The organism is Benzoatithermus flavus (assembly GCF_037908215.1).
Taxonomy (GTDB): domain Bacteria; phylum Pseudomonadota; class Alphaproteobacteria; order Geminicoccales; family Geminicoccaceae; genus Benzoatithermus; species Benzoatithermus flavus.
Window position 1 is genome coordinate 333,453 of sequence record NZ_JBBLZC010000001.1, and the last position, 16,957, is coordinate 350,409.

Annotated in this window: 16 protein-coding genes; 6 read left to right on the plus strand and 10 right to left on the minus strand. The window is 69.5% G+C overall.

Annotated features, from left to right (window positions below; translation table 11 throughout):
* On the plus strand, nt 1-2,574 hold the full coding sequence (locus U1T56_RS01520; RefSeq protein ID WP_418157656.1) for an ATP-binding protein: 2,574 nt from the start codon (nt 1-3) through the stop codon (nt 2,572-2,574).
* 17 nt (nt 2,575-2,591) lie between these two features.
* On the opposite strand, the gene U1T56_RS01525 is transcribed toward U1T56_RS01520, so the two are convergent.
* The 10 genes from U1T56_RS01525 to folD form a co-directional block, all read right to left on the minus strand.
* On the minus strand, nt 2,592-3,194 hold the full coding sequence (locus U1T56_RS01525; RefSeq protein ID WP_418157657.1) for a sarcosine oxidase subunit gamma: 603 nt from the start codon (nt 3,192-3,194) through the stop codon (nt 2,592-2,594).
* A complete protein-coding gene (locus U1T56_RS01530; RefSeq protein WP_418157658.1) occupies nt 3,187-6,198 on the minus strand; it encodes a sarcosine oxidase subunit alpha family protein in 3,012 nt (1,003 codons plus the stop codon). The genes U1T56_RS01525 and U1T56_RS01530 overlap by 8 nt, the downstream gene beginning before the upstream one ends.
* Nucleotides 6,195-6,464 (minus strand): sarcosine oxidase subunit delta, encoded by a 270-nt coding sequence (locus U1T56_RS01535; protein WP_418157659.1) that lies wholly within the window; start codon nt 6,462-6,464, stop codon nt 6,195-6,197. Before U1T56_RS01535 ends, U1T56_RS01530 begins: the two co-directional genes overlap by 4 nt.
* Before the next feature lie 10 nt (nt 6,465-6,474).
* Nucleotides 6,475-7,737 (minus strand): sarcosine oxidase subunit beta family protein, encoded by a 1,263-nt coding sequence (locus U1T56_RS01540; RefSeq protein ID WP_418157660.1) that lies wholly within the window; start codon nt 7,735-7,737, stop codon nt 6,475-6,477.
* Nucleotides 7,738-7,795: 58 nt separating this feature from the next.
* A complete protein-coding gene (gene glnT / locus U1T56_RS01545) occupies nt 7,796-9,097 on the minus strand; it encodes a type III glutamate--ammonia ligase (RefSeq protein ID WP_418157661.1) in 1,302 nt (433 codons plus the stop codon).
* Between the two features lie 74 nt (nt 9,098-9,171).
* Nucleotides 9,172-10,509, minus strand: coding sequence for an FMN-binding glutamate synthase family protein (locus U1T56_RS01550; RefSeq protein WP_418157662.1), 1,338 nt, complete (start codon nt 10,507-10,509; stop codon nt 9,172-9,174).
* 14 nt (nt 10,510-10,523) lie between these two features.
* Nucleotides 10,524-11,213, minus strand: coding sequence for a protein glxC (locus U1T56_RS01555; RefSeq protein WP_418157663.1), 690 nt, complete (start codon nt 11,211-11,213; stop codon nt 10,524-10,526).
* The gene (locus tag U1T56_RS01560; protein WP_418157664.1) at nt 11,213-12,112 is read right to left on the minus strand and encodes a class II glutamine amidotransferase; all 900 of its coding nucleotides are present in this window, start codon (nt 12,110-12,112) and stop codon (nt 11,213-11,215) included. The genes U1T56_RS01555 and U1T56_RS01560 overlap by 1 nt, the downstream gene beginning before the upstream one ends.
* 104 nt (nt 12,113-12,216) lie before the next feature.
* Nucleotides 12,217-12,858, minus strand: a complete 642-nt coding sequence (locus U1T56_RS01565; protein WP_418157665.1) for a helix-turn-helix domain-containing protein — start codon at nt 12,856-12,858, stop codon at nt 12,217-12,219.
* Nucleotides 12,859-12,946: 88 nt separating this feature from the next.
* Nucleotides 12,947-13,825: a bifunctional methylenetetrahydrofolate dehydrogenase/methenyltetrahydrofolate cyclohydrolase FolD gene (gene folD / locus U1T56_RS01570; RefSeq protein ID WP_418157666.1), complete on the minus strand. Its 879-nt coding sequence runs from the start codon at nt 13,823-13,825 to the stop codon at nt 12,947-12,949.
* 325 nt (nt 13,826-14,150) lie between these two features.
* Here folD and U1T56_RS01575 point away from each other — a divergent pair, with 325 nt between their 5' ends.
* The 5 genes from U1T56_RS01575 to U1T56_RS01595 are packed head-to-tail and all read left to right on the plus strand — an operon-like array spanning nt 14,151 to nt 16,954.
* Nucleotides 14,151-14,480 carry a hypothetical protein gene (locus U1T56_RS01575; RefSeq protein ID WP_418157667.1) on the plus strand — a complete coding sequence of 110 codons (330 nt, stop codon included), beginning with the start codon at nt 14,151-14,153 and terminating at the stop codon, nt 14,478-14,480.
* Nucleotides 14,481-14,537: 57 nt separating this feature from the next.
* Nucleotides 14,538-14,924, plus strand: a complete 387-nt coding sequence (locus tag U1T56_RS01580; protein ID WP_418157668.1) for a hypothetical protein — start codon at nt 14,538-14,540, stop codon at nt 14,922-14,924.
* Between the two features lie 14 nt (nt 14,925-14,938).
* Nucleotides 14,939-15,112: a hypothetical protein gene (locus tag U1T56_RS01585; RefSeq protein ID WP_418157669.1), complete on the plus strand. Its 174-nt coding sequence runs from the start codon at nt 14,939-14,941 to the stop codon at nt 15,110-15,112.
* Between the two features lie 4 nt (nt 15,113-15,116).
* Nucleotides 15,117-16,508, plus strand: coding sequence for an APC family permease (locus U1T56_RS01590; protein ID WP_418157670.1), 1,392 nt, complete (start codon nt 15,117-15,119; stop codon nt 16,506-16,508).
* Nucleotides 16,509-16,522: 14 nt separating this feature from the next.
* Nucleotides 16,523-16,954: a universal stress protein gene (locus U1T56_RS01595; protein ID WP_418157671.1), complete on the plus strand. Its 432-nt coding sequence runs from the start codon at nt 16,523-16,525 to the stop codon at nt 16,952-16,954.
* Nucleotides 16,955-16,957: the final 3 nt, after the last annotated feature.

A 16,957-nucleotide genomic window follows, 5' to 3' on the forward strand; every position in this document is an offset into this window, starting at 1 on the left:
ATGCGGCACTCCGACAACGTGCACAACGTGCAAGGATCGCGCCGGGTCCGTGCCATCGGCCTGCGGGACCGGCTGATTCTCTGGCTCGCGCTGATCATCGGCCTGCTGTTCGTCGTCGACGGCGCCGTGCTGCAGCTCGTCGTCCTGCCGAGCTTCGAGCAGGTGGAGAACGCCGAGGCCGAGAGGAGCTTCGACCGCGCGCTCAACGCCCTGAACGGCGAGCTACAGGAGCTGCACGCCAATGCCGCCGATTATGCGACCTGGGACGACAGCTACGCGTTCGCGGCGGGCGAGGAGAATGGCTATGCCGAGACCAACGGCACGCCGGTGTCGATGGGGCACCTCGACCTCGCCGTGTTCGCCGTGCTCGACCGGCAGGGTGCGCTTCGCCTCGGGCGGCTGCGGCACGAGGACGGCGTGGCTCCCTTACCCGACGCGCTGCTGCCGACGCTGCTCGAGCTGCAGCGGCGCTTCGCGCACGAGGGCGGCGAAGGGATCGTCAGCACCGCGCACGGCCTCTGGCTCGCCTCCATTCAGCCGATCCTGCGCAGCGACGGCAGCGGACCGCCGGTAGGCACCTTGATCATGGCCCGCTGGCTCGATGAGAAGGTGCGGGCCAGGCTCGAGGAGCGGACCCAGGAGCGGATCGCCTTCTGGCGTGCCGATGGTACTCTTCTGCCGCTGCAGGAAGCGGCGGCGCTGCGCGAGCTCGTGCAGAGCGGCGCGACGCACCTGCTGCGGGTCGACGAGGGGGACGACGTCGCCGTCCATGGGCTGCTGCGCGACGTCGCCGATGCGCCGGCGCTGCTGCTGCGGGTCGACACGCCGCGCAGTGCCACCCGCCTCGGCGCCGAAGCGGTCCGGACGGCGACGCTCGGCCTCGTCGTCAGCGCCGTGGTGGCGCTCCTCGTGCTGCGGCTGCTCCTGCAGCATCTGGTCGTGAGCCCGCTCTCGATCCTCGCCACGCACATGCTGGGCATCCGGCGCACGGGCGATCTGTCGCGCCCGCTCGTGCTCGAGCGCGACGACGAGATCGGCGCCCTCGCCCGCGCCTTCGACGACATGCGGACGCGCCTGCATGCCGCGCATCGGGAGCTGCGCGACGTCTTCGACAGCGTCGGCGACCTGTTCTTCGCGCTCGACCGCGAGTTCCGCTTCATCGTCGTCAACCGCGCCTGCCTCGAGACCTGGGGCATGACCGAGGAGCAGGTGATCGGCCGGCCGATTCTCGCCGTGCTGCCGCGGCTCGAGGGCAGCGAGTGCTTCGAGGCGATGCGGCGGGTGTTCCTGAGCGGCAGGCCCCAGCGGATCGAGACCTTCTCGCCGATCATGCAGTGCTGGGTCGAGTTCTATGCCACCACCCGTTCCGACGGCAGGCTCACCGTCCACCTCCAGGACATCACCAGGCGCAAGGAGGCCGAGCGGGCGAAATCGGCCTTCCTCGCCACGATGAGCCACGAGATCAGAACCCCGCTCACCGCCATCCTGGGCTTCGCCGACCTTCTGGCGCGCTCGCCGCTCTCGCCCGAGCAGCAGAAGCACCTGCGCATCGTCCGCGACACCGGCAAGACCCTGCTCACGGTGGTCAACGACATTCTCGACCTCTCCAAGCTCGAGGCCGGCAAGATGAGCCTCGAGCGGATCCCGGTCGATCTACCGGCACTCCTGCGCGAAGCCCTGGCCACGGTCGAGCTCCTGGGCGCCGAGAAGGGCCTCGCCTTCCGCGCCGAGATCGCAGCCGACCTGCCGTGCCGGGTCCGGAGCGATCCGGTGCGGCTGAAGCAGGTGGTCGGCAATCTGCTGTTCAATGCGCTCAAGTTCACGGAGAAGGGTGGCATCACGCTGCGGGCGCGCATCGTCGACCGTGACGATGCGCAGGTGCGGGTGCGCGTGGAGGTGGAGGATACCGGGATCGGGGTGGCGCCCGAGCATCTGCCACGGCTGTTCACGATGTTCGAGCAGGCGGATCAGACCACGACGCGCCGCTTCGGCGGGACGGGCCTGGGGCTCGCGATCTGCAAGCGGCTGGTCGAGACCATGGGCGGGACGATCGGCGTCGTGAGCCGGCCCGGAGCCGGCAGCACCTTCTGGTTCGAGCTGCCGCTCGAGCCGGCTGCGGCGGAGGAGCGGCCCGAGCCCGTCCGCGCCACCGCCGACGCACCGGGCACGGACCGGGCGCTGCGCGTGCTCGTCGTCGACGACATCGCCACCAACCGGATGCTGCTCTCGGCCCTGCTCGGCGGGCTCGGACATGCGCCGGCCATGGCCGAGGACGGAATCAAGGCGGTCGAAGCGGCGACCCGCGAGCGGTTCGACCTGATCCTGATGGACCTGCACATGCCGGGCATGGACGGGTTCATGGCGACCCAGGCCATCCGCTCGGGCGGCGGACCCAATGCCACCACACCGATCGTGGCGCTGAGCGCCGACGTGCTGCCGGAAACGGCCCGTGCGTGCCGGACGGCCGGCATGGACGGCAATCTCGCCAAGCCGATCGAGGCGGAGCGGCTCAAGGAGGTGCTCGGAATGGCCGCTGCCCGGTCCACAGACGGGGCCGGCAGCATCGCGGCCTGACGGCTCGCCGGCGCCGCTCAGCCGAGCGGCGGCAGGACCACGGCACCGAAGGCGGCGGTGCTCGCGAGGAGCGTCCGGGCGAAGTCGCCGGCATAGCTCCTGGGCGCGGCGAGCTCGAAGGTGGGGGCCGGCTCGAGCGGCCAGAGCGTGACGCCGATATGGGCCATGCTGGTCACCGCGACGTCGCCGGGGCCGAACGCGCGCGGGTGCAGGTCGATCGGCAGCACCCGCTGCAGCGCCTCGCGGGCGTGCGGACCGGTGACGCGGACCACGGCGTAGGCGTCGGACTGATCGACGGCCGAGGCGAGGCCGGCGAGCATTTCGGCAAGGCGGAGCCCAAGGCCCTCTTCGTGGAGAGCGAGCCACTTGCCGGGGCCGACGCCGAGAAAGGCGATCCCGCCGGATGCGGCCCGCTTCGGCCCTTGCGGCAGGTCGAGCCCGAAGCGGTCGCGGACCAGCCCGGCGAGCTCGGCGGCACGGCCGCGGCGGGCCTGAACACCCATGATGACGAGGCCGGCCCGCTCGCGCAAGGTCACGCCATTGCCCTCGCCGTGCCGGCCGGCGGCGAGGAAGCCTTCCAGCGGCAGGCGGGGTGCCAGCAGCGGCTGAAGATCAGGCATGGAGGCGCTTTCCTTCGGGATCGACGAAGACCGGCGAGCAGACCTCGACCTCGACGTCGCCGCCGCGGACGGGATCGTGAGCGCGCACGCGCTCGCCGTGACGCTCGGCCCCGCGGCGCAGCAGGCCGAGGCCGATCCAGTGACCGAGGCTCGGCGAGAACGCGACCGAGGTGAGATAGCCCTCGTCGTTCTCGGCGGTGGCGGCGACGCCGAGCTGCAGGAAGTGGGCGCCGGCGCGCAGGCGCTGCGCGCGCTCGACCGGCTTCACGCCCACGAGCGTGGGGCGGTCGGGATCGGTGAGGCCCGGCCGCTGCGCCATGATGCGGCCGATGAAGTCCTTCTTGGTCGAGAGCATCTTGCCGAGGCCGAGGTCGCGCGCCGTGGTCTGGCCGTTGAGCTCGCCGCCGGCGACGTGGCCTTTCTCGATCCGCATCACGCTCAGGGCCTCGGTGCCGTAAGCGGTGATGCCGAAGTCGGCGCCCGCCGCCATGACGGCGCGGGCGAGCGCGTCGCCGAAGCGGGCCGGCACGGCCAGCTCGTAGGCGAGCTCGCCCGAGAAGGAGAGCCGGAACAGGCGTGCCGGCGTGCCGCCACAGACCGTGAGCTCGGCCGAGGCGAGATAGGGGAAGCCTTCGTTCGAGACGTCGAAGCCGGGGTCGACCAGCCGGCGCACCACCTCGCGGGATTTCGGGCCGGCGATGGCGTACTGCGCCCACTGGTCGGTGATCGAGGCGAGCTGCACGTCGAGCTCGGGCCACAAGACCTGGCGGCAGAACTCGAGATGCTGCATCACCTTCACGGCGTTGGCCGTGGTGGTCGACATCACGTAGTGATCGGGCGCGAGCCGGGCGCTGGTGCCGTCGTCCATGACGAACCCGTCCTCGCGCAGCATGAGGCCGTAGCGTGCCTTGCCGACGGGAAGGGTCGAGAACATGTTGACGTAGACGCGATCCAGGAAGATGCCGGCGTCCTCGCCGCGGATGTCGATCTTGCCGAGGGTGGAGACGTCGCACATGCCGACGGCGGAGCGCACGGTCGTCACCTCGCGCACCACGCTCTCGAGCCAGTCCTTCTCGCCCGGCCGCGGGAACCACTGCGCGCGGAGCCACAGGCCCGCCTCGACGAACACCGCCCCCTGCTCCTCCGCCCAGGCATGGCCGGGCGTGCGCCGGGTCGGGCGGAAATGCCTGCCGCGATGCTCGGCAGCGAACGCGCCGATCGTGACCGGAACGTGCGGCGGGCGGAGCCGCGTCGTTCCGGTAGCCGGGATCGTGCGGCCCGTGAGCGCCGCCATGATGGCGAGGCCGTTGACGTTCGAGGTCTTGCCCTGATCGGTCGCCATGCCGAGCGTGGTGTAGCGCTTCAGGTGCTCCACGCTCGTGAAGCCCTCGCGGTGGGCGAGGGCCACGTCCTTGTCGGTGACGTCGTTCTGCTGGTCGACGAACGCCTTCTTCCTGGCCCCCGTCACCTGCCAGAGCGGCGTCGTGCTGCCGGCATCGTCGCTGGTCGCGGGCAGCTCCGGCAGGACGGCCGCGAAGCCCGCCGCCTCGGCGGCCTCGACGCCGGCCCGAGCACCGCCCGACAGCGCGTCGCCCAAGGCGAAGGCGCCGGCGGCGGCACCGGCCACGCGCATGCCGGGAGGCAGCGGCTCGCCCGGCACGAAGGCGGCGAGCGCTTCCGACCATCGCGGCCGGCCACCCAGATGGGTCGCGAGTCCGAGCGCCGGGTTCCAGCCGCCGGACACGGCGAGGAGGTCGGCCGCAATCTCGAGCCGCCTGCCGGAGGCGGTCTCGACGGCGAGCTTGCGCACGCCGCCCGCACCGCCGTGAGCATCGAGGACGACCGCACCGGCATGGACCTCGGTCCCGGCACGTTCCGCGGCCTTGGCCGAGCCGGCCGGAGGCTCCGGGCGGGCGTCGATCGCGGCTGCGACCTCGATCCCGGCGGCCCGGAGATCGGCCACGGTGCGCCAGCCATCGTCGCTCGTGGTGAACACCACCGCCCGGCGTCCGGGCGTCACCCCGAACCGGTTGAGGTAGGAGCGCACGGCCGAGGCCAGCATGACGCCGGGCCGGTCGTTGCCGCCGAAGACGATCGGCCGCTCGACGGCACCGCCGGCGAGCACGGCCTGGTGCGCCACGATCTTCCAGTAGCGCTGCCGCGGCTCGTGAGGGCCGGGCACGGGGCGATGGTCCGCGACCTGCTCGAGGGCGGCATAGGTGCCGCCGTCGTAGACGCCGAACACCGAGGTGCGGCGCAGGATCCGGACCTCGGGCAACGAGGCGAGCTCGGCCTCGGTCAAGGCCGCCCAGTCGGCTCCCGCCATGCCGCCGACCTCCAGCCGCTCCGACAGGAGCCGGCCGCCGAGAGCGAAATCGGCGTCACATAAGATCACCCGCGCTCCGGCACGCCCCGCGGCGAGCGCCGCCATGAGGCCGGCGGGCCCCGCGCCGATCACGAGCACATCGCAGAAGGCGTGCGCCTTTTCATAAGAATCGGGGTCGGGCTCCCCCGACGCCCGGCCGAGGCCGGCGGCACGGCGGATCAGAGGCTCGTAGAGCTTCTCCCAGAGCGCCGCCGGCCACATGAAGGTCTTGTAGTAGAAGCCGGCGACGAACAGCGGCGAGAAGAGCTGGTTCGCCGCCATGATGTCGAAGGCGAGCGAGGGCCAGCGATTCTGGCTCGCGGCCTCGAGGCCGTCGTAGAGCTCGATCGTGGTGGCCTTGGTGTTGGGCTCGCGCCTCGCACCCTTGCGCAGCTCGACCAGCGCGTTCGGCTCCTCGGGGCCGGCGGTGAGGATGCCGCGCGGACGGTGATACTTGAAGGAGCGGCCGACGAGCCTGATGCCGTTGGCGAGAAGGGCCGAGGCCAGCGTATCACCGGGATGGCCCTCGAGCACGCGGCCGTCGAAGGTGAAGCGGTAATACCGGGTGCGGTCGACCAGCCCGCCGGTCGCGAGGCGGTTGGGCTGGAGCCCGGCCTGGGTGAGCCTGCCGACGATCATGAGCCGGCCTCCTCGCCGCGCGGCCAGGTCACGGCCAGGATGGTATGGCTGGTGGTGTCGCGCGTGACCTCGAGCCAGCTGCGGCAGCCGCTGCCGTGGTACCAGAGCTCGCGATGCGGTCCGGCTGGGTTGTCGCGAAGATAGACGTAGGCGTGCCAGGCCTCGGGCGAGGCATCGGCCGTCGGGCGCGCCTTCAGGGCCGCGTCGCCGAGATAGGTGAACTCGTGCACGTCGCGCTCACCGCAATAGGGGCAGGGGATCCGCATAGGCTCGGGCTCAATGCAGGTTCGGTTGCGCGCCCTGGCCCTTCTCGTCGATGAGATGGCCGGTCGCGAAACGGTCGAGGCGGTAGGCGGCAGCCGCGGGATGCGGCTCGTTCCTGGCGAGGAGATGGGCGAAGCACCAGCCCGAGGCCGGCGTCGCCTTGAAGCCGCCGTAGCACCAGCCGGCATTCAGGTAGAGTCCGTCCAGAGGCGTCTTGTCGATGATCGGCGAGCCGTCCATCGACATGTCCATGATGCCGCCCCAGCTCCTGAGGATCCGCAGCCGGCCGATCATCGGCATGAGCGCCATGCCGCCCTCGCACACGTCCTCCACCACGGGCAGGTTGCCGCGCTGGGCGTAGGAGTTGTAGCCGTCGATGTCGCCGCCGAAGACGAGGCCGCCCTTGTCGGACTGGCTGATGTAGAAGTGCCCGGCGCCGAAGGTGATGACGCCGGGGATGAGGGGCTTCACTCCTTCCGAGACGAAGGCCTGGAGCACGTGGCTCTCGATCGGCAGCCGCAGGCCCGCCATCGCTGCCACGCGCGAGGTGTTGCCGGCGACGGCCAGCCCGACCTTGGCGGCGCGGATCGTGCCCTTCGTGGTCTCGACCCCGGCGACGCGCCCGCCTTCCATGAGAAAGCCCGTCACCTCGCAGTTCTGGACGATGTCGACGCCGCGCGCGTCGGCGCCACGCGCGTAGCCCCACACCACGGCATCGTGTCTGGCGGTGCCGCCGCGGCGCTGCAGGAGCCCGCCCGTGATCGGAAAGCGCGCGTCGTCGAAGTTGAGGAAGGGAGCGATCGCCCTGACACCCTCGCGGTCGAGCAGCTCGGCGTCGACGCCGTGCAGGCGCATGGCGTTGCCGCGCCGCGCGAAGGCGTCGCGCTGGGCGTCGGAGTGGCACAGGTTCAGCACACCGCGCTGGCTCACCATCGCGTTGTAGTTGAAATCCTGTTCCAGCCCTTCCCAGAGCTTCATCGACCACTCGTAGAACGGGATGTTGCCGGGGAGCAGATAGTTCGAGCGGATGATGGTGGTGTTGCGCCCGGCGTTGCCGGAACCGATCCAGCTCTTCTCGAGCACGGCGACGTCGGTCAGCCCATGCTCCTTGGCGAGGTAGTAGGCGGTGGCGAGGCCGTGCCCACCGCCGCCCACGATCACGATCTCGTAGCGCTCCTTGGGGCGGTCGATGTCGCGCCAGGCCGGCCGCCAGTCGCGATGGCCGGAAAGCGCGTTCGCGACGAGCGAGAAGATCGAGTATCGCTGCTGCTGCATTCTTGTCCCTGCCGTCGCCATCCCCGTGTCTCGGGCGCCGCCCCGCGGAGCGCCCTGCTCAGCAGTCGAGCGTGGTCTCGCGCTCCCAGGAGGTCAGGTGACGCGCATAGGCGTTCCACTCCTCGTGCTTGAGCTTGAGATAGGCGTTCACGAACTCCTGGCCGAGGCCGTGGCGCAGGACCGAGGATTCCTCGAGCGCCCGGAGCGCGTCCAGAAGGTTGAGCGGCAGCTTCTTCGCGTCGGTGACGGTGTGGCCGTCGCTGTACATGTTGATGTCGAGCCGCGGGCCCGGGTCGCGCTTGGCGGCGATGCCGTCGAGCCCGGCGGCGAGCAGACTCGCCTGCAGCAGGTACGGATTCACGGCACCGTCGGCGAGCCGGAGCTCGAACCGGCCGGCATCGGGGATGCGGATCATGTGGGTGCGGTTGTTGCCGGTGTAGGTGACGCTGTTCGGCGCCCAGGTGGCGCCCGAGGTCGTCCTGGGCGCGTTGATGCGCTTATAGGAGTTGACGGTCGGGTTCAGGATCGCCGCCAGCGCGTCGGCGCTGTGGATGATGCCGCCGATGAAATGGTAGCCGAGGTCGGAGACGCCGAGCTCGCCCGTGGCGTCCTCGAACAGGTTGGTGTCGTGGCTCCAGAGCGAGACGTGCGCGTGGCAGCCGCTGCCGGTCAGGTTCGTAAACGGCTTCGGCATGAAGGTCGCGCGCAGCCCGTGCTTCTCGGCGATCGCCTTCACCATGTACTTGAAGAACGAGTGCCGGTCGGCGGTGACGAGGGCGTTGGCGTAGTGCCAGTTCATCTCGAACTGGCCGTTCGCGTCCTCGTGGTCGGCCTGGTACGCGCCCCAGCCGAGCGAGAGCATCGCGTCGCAGATCTCGGCGATCACGTCGTAGCGCCGCATCAGCGCCGACTGGTCGTAGCAGGGCTTGACCTGCCGGTCGCCGGGATCGGCGATGGCCTCGCCGTCCGGCGTGATGAGGAAGAACTCGCACTCCACGCCGCTCTTGAGCTCGTAGCCGCGGCTGCCGGCGGCCGCCATCACGCGCTTGAGGACGTTGCGCGGCGCCTGCTCGACCGGCTGGCCGTCCATCCAGAGATCGGCCGCGAGCCAGCCCACCTCGGGCTTCCAGGGAAGCTGGATCAGGCTCTCGGGATCCGGCACCGCGAACAGATCAGGGTGCGCCGGCGTCATGTCGAGCCAGGTCGCGAAGCCGGCGAACCCGGCGCCGGTGCGCGCCATCTCGCCGATGGCGGCCGCCGGCACGAGCTTCGCCCGCTGCGTGCCGAAGAGATCGGTGAAGGAGATCAGAAAGTACTTGATGCCGGCGGCCTTCGCGGCCTGCCCCAGATCCGTCGCCATGCCTCCACTCCCATGCTTGCTTGCCGTCGGCATTCGCCCGGCCCGAGTTTCGTTATCGTTGCGACCGAAGGTCGTCAGAAGGTGCTTCCCACACCCGGGATCCAGTTCGTGCCGGCGAGCGGGACGCGCGCCATCGCGGCCGCTTCGACGGTGAGCGCCACGAGATCCTCGGGCTCGAGATTGTGCACGTGGCTCTTGCCACAGGCGCGCGCGATCGTCTGCGTCTCGAGCGTGAGCACCGCCAGGTAGTTCGCGAGCCGCCGGCCGGCCTTGATCGGATCGAGCCGGGATGCCAGCTCGGGATCCTGCGTCGTGATGCCGGCGGGATCGCGACCCTCGTGCCAGTCGTCGTAAGCACCCGGCACCGTGCCGAGAGCCTCGTACTCGGTGGCGAACTTGGGATCGTTGTCGCCGAGCGCGATGAGCGCCGCCGTGCCGATCGCGACCGCATCCGCCCCCAGCGCCAGCGCCTTGGCGACATCCGCACCGGTCCGGATGCCGCCCGAGACGATGAGCTGCACCTTGCGGTGCATGCCGAGATCCTGCAATGCCTGCACCGCCGGGCGGATCGCCCCCAGGATCGGCAGGCCGACATGCTCGATGAACACCTCCTGCGTCGCCGCGGTGCCGCCCTGCATGCCGTCGAGCACCACGACGTCGGCCCCGGCCTTCACCGCCAGCGCCGTGTCGTAGTAGGGCCGGCTCGCCCCGACCTTGACGTAGATCGGCTTCTCCCAGTCGGTGATCTCGCGCAGCTCCTCGATCTTGATCTCGAGATCGTCGGGGCCGGTCCAGTCGGGATGACGGCAGGCCGAGCGCTGGTCGATGCCTTCGGGCAGGTCGCGCATGGCGGCGACGCGCTTGGAGATCTTCTGGCCGAGCAGCATGCCGCCGCCGCCGGGCTTGGCCCCCTGCCCCACCACGACCTCGATCGCATCGGCCTTCCTGAGGTCGTCCGGGTTCATGCCGTAGCGGGAAGGCAGAACCTGATAGACCAGGATCGAGGAATGGCCGCGCTCCTCGGGCGTCATACCGCCATCGCCCGTGGTGGTGCTCGTGCCCATGGCGCTGGCGCCGCGGCCCAAAGCCTCCTTGGCGGGCCCGGAGAGGGCGCCGAAGCTCATGCCGGCGATGGTGATCGGGATCTTGAGCGTGATCGGCTTCTTCGCGAAGCGCGTGCCGAGCACGACGTCGGTGCCGCACTTCTCACGATAGCCCTCGAGCGGGTAGCGCGAGATCGAAGCACCTAGGAACAGCAGGTCGTCGAAGTGCGGAACCTTGCGCTTGGTGCCGCCGCCGCGGATGTCGTAGATGCCGGTGGCGGCGGCGCGCTGGATCTCCGAGATGGTGTAGGGATCGAAGGTGGCCGAGAACCGGGGCGCGGTCCGGGGCAGGTTGCCGGGCGGGGTCATGCGGCGATCCTCGCTCAGTAGGCGTCGACGTTGTCGACGTGGAAGTTGTAGAGGCGGCGGGCCGAGCCGTAGAAGCGGAACTCGTCCGGCGAGACCTTGCCCTCGAGCCCGGCGCGGGCGAGGACGTGTTCGAGGATGGCCCGCTCCTCGGCGCCCATGGGCTTCTCGATGCAGTCCGCACCCAGGCTCTTCACCGTGCCGCGCACGAAGAGGCGCGCCTCGTAGAGCGAATCGCCCAGAGCCTCGCCGGCATCGCCCAGGACGACCAGATTGCCCCGCTGCGCCATGAAGGCGCTCATCGGGCCGATCGAGCCCTTCACGACGATGTCGATGCCCTTCATCGAGATGCCGCAGCGCCCCGAGGCATTGCCCTCGATCACGAGGAGCCCGCCGCGGCCGGTGGCGCCGGCGGCCTGGCTGGCGTTCCCCGCCACCCTGACCTCGCCCGACATCATGTTCTCGGCGACTCCGACCCCGGCGTTGCCGCGGATCAGCACCGTGGCGTGCTTGTTCATGCCGGCGCAGTAGTAGCCGACGTGCCCCTCGATCTCGACCGTGACCGGCGCGTCGATGCCGACCGCGATCGCGTGGCGGCCGCCGGGGTTCGTGATCTGCCAGTGGGTCTCGTTCGTGTCCGGGCCCAGCCGGTGCAGCGCCGCGTTGAGCTCGCGCAGCGGCGTGACGCTGAGATCGACGGTCGGCATCAGACGCGCTCCCAGACATAGACGGTGGCGGGCTCGGGCTCGAACACACGGGCGGTCTCGATGCCGGGCAGACCCACGAGCGCACGGTACTCGGAGCCGAAGGCGACGTAATCCTCGGTCTCGGCCATGACCGCGGGCTTGCAGGCGATGGGATCGCGCAGGACCGCGAAGCCGTTCTCGGTGCCGACGACGAAGGTGTAAAAGCCGTCGAGATCCTCGAGGCTCGCTTCCAGCGCCTCCTTCAGGCTCGCCCCTTGGCGCATGCGCCAAGTGAGATAGCCGGCCGCGACCTCGGTGTCGTTCTCGGTCTCGAAGCCGAACCCCTCGTGCTGCAGGAGCCGCCGCACCGCATTGTGGTTGGAAAGGGAGCCGTTGTGGACGAGGCACTGGTCCATCCCGGTCGAGTAGGGATGAGCGCCGTCCGTGGTCACCGCGGATTCCGTCGCCATGCGGGTATGGCCGATGGCATGGGTGCCGCGCATGTGGGGCAGGTCGAAGCGCTCGCTCACCCTGGCCGGCAGGCCCACGCCCTTGTAGAGCTCCATCCGCCGGCCGATCCCGACCACCTTGACGTCCGGCCGCGCCGAAGCGAGCCAGACGCGCGCCCGCTCGACCTCCTTGGCGGGGACGCGGGCGACGACGTGATTGTCGTGGACGGTGCTCTCGACGGGGGTGCCGAGCGCCGTCTCCAGCTCGCCCAGGAGTTTCTCGGTCGAGCCCGGACCGCCTTCGACGCGGAGCGTCAGCTTCACGCGCTCGGGCTCGCCGGCGCCGTAGACGGCGAACCCGGCGCTATCGGGACCTCGGTCGCTCATCGTCTCCAGCATCGCCGAGACGAACTCGCCGAGCTTGGGCTCGAGCGCCGGATTCTTGAGGAACAGGCCAACGATGCCGCACATGCGGGGCTCCAGAAGGCAGGAAAGCTCGTAGGCCCCGTATAGCCCAATCGTCGGCACCGATCAACTGTTGAGAAAGAATCTTTCGCTAGAGGAAAAGAACGCCATCAAGCGTCGCGGCGGTAGACGATGATCGAGAGATAGGTCATCGGCCGGACCAGCAGCTCCTCCGGCCCGTGGGGCGCTGCCGAATCGAACAGGAGCGAATCGCCGGGGCGGAGATGGTACGTGCTGTCGCCGTGCCGATAGACCACCTCGCCGGTCAGCATGTAGATGAACTCGACCCCGCCATGCTGGAACGCGGTATAGGGGACCGCATCCTCGCGCAGCGTGATGAGATAGGGCTCGACCACGAGATCGCCGCCGAGACCGTGCCCCAGGAGTCGGTAGATGTGCCCCGCCTTGGTGCCGCGGCGCTCGATCACGAGCCCCTGCCCCGCCGGCACGTAGGAGCAGTCGCGGCGCTCCTCGAACGCGGCGAACAGGGTGGTGAGCGGCACGTTGAGAGCCGCGGCCAAGGCCTGAAGGGTCGAGAGCGAGGGCGAGATCTGGCCGTTCTCGATCTTGGAGAGCATGCCGGTCGAGATCCCGGCGGCGTTCGCCAAGTCCTGTACGGTGAGCCCGAGCCGATGCCGCAGGGTCCGGACCTGTCCGCCCAGCGCCCGCTCGAGCGTCCGCTCGCCGACCTCGGGGGCACCCGAGCCGGTGCGCAGCTCGGGCTCGGCAATCGTGCGGGACGAGGATTTCATGCCAACGCAGCCTTCTCGACCTCGGCGACCAGAGTCACGGTGCAGTATAGGACGCGGCAGCACCTGCCAGCTACCGCGCCGCGCGCTGCTAGCCGGCGATGCCCGCCTGGCGCCGCGCCGCAGTGAGCGTGTTGCGCAGGAGGCAGGCGATGGTCATGGGGCCGACCCCACCCGGCACGGGCGTGATGGCGCCCGCCACCCCCAGCGCCTCCTTGAACGCCACGTCGCCCACGATCCGGGCCTTCCCCTCGGCATCGGTCACGCGGTTGATGCCGACGTCGATCACGATCGCCCCCGGCTTGAGCCAGTCGCCGCGGACGAGCTCGGGCTGACCGACCGCGGCCACGAGGATGTCGGCGCGCCGGCACTCCTCGGGCAGGTCGCGCGTGCGCGAGTGCGCGATGGTGACGGTGCAGCTCTCGCGCAGCAGGAGCTGCGCCATCGGCTTGCCGACGATGTTGGAACGGCCGACGACCACGGCGCGGGCACCGGCGAGCGGGGGTGCGAAGGCCTTGAGCAGGAGGAGGCAACCCAGGGGCGTGCAGGGCACGAGCCCGTCGAGCCCCACCGCGAGACGCCCGGCGTTCACGACGTGGAAGCCGTCGACGTCCTTCTCGGGCGCTATGGTGGCGAGGATCCGCGCGCTGTCGATGTGCCGCGGCAGCGGAAGCTGAACCAGGATGCCGTGCACCGCACGATCGCGGTTCAGGGCTTCCACGAGCGCCACCAGCTCGGCTTCCGTGGTCTCGGCCGGCAGGCGATGCTCGAGCGAGCGCATGCCGGCCTCGGTCGTCTGCTGCACCTTGTTGCGCACATAGATCCGGCTCGCCGGATCGTCGCCGACGAGGACGACGGCAAGGCCGGGCTCGAGCCCGTGCCGTGCCCGGAGATCCGCGGCCTCCGCCGCGATCTCCGCCCGCATCCTCGCTGCGAACGCCTTACCGTCGATCCATCGCGTGTCCATCATGTCGGGCCTGCTCCCCCGCACTCGTTCTCCGGCCGGCGCGCATCACCGCGGCGGAGAATGGGGTTGTTTTTCTTGCTTGTAAATTAAATTTCTTCCTAGGTAACAACGACGCGCCGATCCGTCATCTGCCCATCCGCCGGACTCCCCGAGGATAGTTCCGCCATTGCCTTCGACGCTCGAGTCATAGCCGCGCCCTCTTGACAGGTCCCTGCCACCGTCCGAAGCTGTTCATCTGAAGAAAATACGTTGCTTCCAGGTGAACGCTGCCTGGCATCTCCGAGAGCATCGGAAGCCGCAGACCTGGACCGAAGGGGGGCCAGCTAGCATGATGCCGGATCTCGGCGCACGCATCGAGGCCATGTACCGGAGCGATCGGCTCTACGCATGGCTGTTCGTCCTAGCACTTTGGATCGTCGTGGGCTTCGTGCTCGTCTCGGTATGGGGGCTCGTCGCCGATGCGCGGGTGCAGACCGCGATGACGGCGGGCGCCGTCCTCGTGCTGCTGTTCAACACGGCCTCGATCGGCGCCATGGTGCGACACTATCACGAGGACAAGGCCTTCATCTACGGCCTCGACATCAAGTACCTGGACGCCCTGGAGGCGCAGCGCCGCAATGCCGCGGCCCTCATGCGCCCGGTCGAGCGCGGCACCTGAGCGGTGCCGCCACGCGAGCGAAACGGCAGAGACTTACCGGGGCAGAAGATCATGGCCATGCGGCGCTACGAGCCGCCCCAGCAGGGACGCGCGGGGCAGTTGTTCGATACGGTCTTTCTCGTGATTCTCGTCTATCTGAGCCTGTTCACACCCCTGATCCTGGGCCTGACCGGCGGCGGCACCAAGGTCGCCGAGGTCGCCGAGAAGAGCTGGACGGCGCTCGGCCAGAACGCGGTCATGCAGGCGCAGTGGGAGAAGCTTGGCTACACGGCGGAGACGGCCGCGGAGATCATCACCAAGCGCTTCGATTACGGCATCAACGTCGTGGCGCTGATCGCCACGGCTGCGATCATCATCGGCTATTTCTGGTTCGTGCTCAGCTTCTCCGAGAAGGAATATCGCGAGGTCATCGCCGAGAAGTTCGGCGAGACCGGGCGGCGCTGAGGAGAGGGGGACCGATGAGCGTCTGGAACCTGCTCGAGTACGCCGCCTGGGCGGCGTCCGCTCTGATCTTTCTCTGGATGGTCCTCGATGCGGTCCGGGTGAGCCGCGACTACAGCGAGGACGTGCTCCTGTCCTCGCGCGAGGGCGAGGTCGAGCTCGCCGACGAGCTCGAGGCGCGGAGGGACTGAACCCATGGCGACCGTCGTGCAAGAGGCCGCTCCGCAGCGGCTGACCCTGCTCCGGGTCCTGGGGCCCGGCCATGTCTGGGCTCTGGGTGTCGGGATCGTCCTCGTCGGCGAGTTCATGGGCTGGAACTTCTCCGTCGCCAAGGGCGGTGCCTTGGGCTCGCTCATCGCCTGCTGGATCATCGGCCTGCTCTACACCTGCGTGGCGATGATCGATTCCGAGGTCACCTCGACCGTGGCCGCGGCCGGCGGGCAGTATGCCCAGGCCAAGCACATCATCGGCCCCTTGATGGCGTTCAACGTCGGCCTCTACCTCGTCATGGCCTACACCATGCTGGAAGCCGGCGACGCCCTCATCGTGGGCGACCTCGTCAAGGCCGCGGCTGCCCAGGCGGGCCACGCCGATCTCGACACCAAGCCGTTCGCGCTGCTGGCGATAGCACTTCTGGCGCTCCTCAATTACCGCGGCGTCTTCATGACGCTCACGGTCAACTTCGTCATCACCGCGATCGCGTTCGTCTCGATCGTCGCCCTGTTCATCGGCACCCAGCCCTGGAACCCGGGTGCGGCTCTGTTCCACCGCGACCTTCTCGTGGATCTGCCCTATGGCTGGATCGGCGTCATCGCCTCGTTCCAGTTCGGCATCTGGTACTATCTCGGCATCGAGGGCACCTGCCAGGCAGCCGAGGAGGTGCGCTCGCCGGCGCGCTCCTTGCCCTTCGGCACGATGAGCGGGATCATCACCCTCCTGATCGCGGCCTCGCTCACCTGGTACGTGGCCGCGGGCATCCTGCCCTGGGAGTATCTGGGCCAAGCTTACACGCCACTCTACGACGCCGCGCGGCTCACGGGCTCGACCTTCCTCACCGTGTTCCTGTTCGTGGGCACGCTGTTCTCGGCGGTGGCCTCGGCCAACGGCTGCATCAACGACGCCGCGCGCGCCTGGTTCTCGATGGGCCGCGACCGCTACATGCCGATCTGGTTCGGCGCGGTGCATCCGCGCTACCGGACACCCTACCGCTCGATTCTGTTCCTGATCCCGATCGCGGCCTCGTTCGCCTTCACCGGCCTTCTGGACCAGGTGATCACTTTCTCGATCCTCTCCGGGCTCCTGGGCTACACCTTCATGCCGATCAACATGTGGCGCTTCCGGAAGAAGTGGCCCCTGGGCTCGATCAAGCGCGGCTACGTCCATCCCTTCCATCCGCTGCCGGCGGTGGTGCTCCTCGTCTTGTGCATCACCACGTTCTTCGCGACCTTCCTCGGCTACGGGCCGCAGCTCATCGCCATGATGTGCTTCTACATCATCGCCTCGGCATGGTTCGCCTTCCATCGCTACAAGTACGTCCGGCGCGGCGATCAGTTCACCATGCCCTGGCCCCGGCCCGCGGGCTACTGAGGGAGGGATCACCGATGCTGACCCGGATCTTGTGCGCCACCGACGGCTCGCGCGTCTCGGAGCGGGCGGTGGCCTTCGCGGTGGAGCTCGCCAAGCGCTGCAAGGCTCCTCTCACCTTCCTCACCGTCATCACGGTCTCGGCCGAGACGGCCGCCCGCAGCCCGTTCTGGGACACGAACCTCCTCGATGCCGGAGCGGCGCAAACGCGCCACGAGCTCGCCGCGGCCGCGCGGCTCGCGAGCGAAAGCGGGCTCGCCGGGGTCGACTACGCCACGGTGCAGGGCCGGCACATCGGCAAGGCCATCGCCTACTATGCCCACGAGCACGGCTACGATCACATCGTGATGGGCAGCCACGGCGCCACCGGCATCGAGCGGCTGATGCTGGGCTCGGTGGCCTCGGACGTGGTGGCGGCGGCGCACTGCCCCGTCACCGTCGTGCGCTGAGCG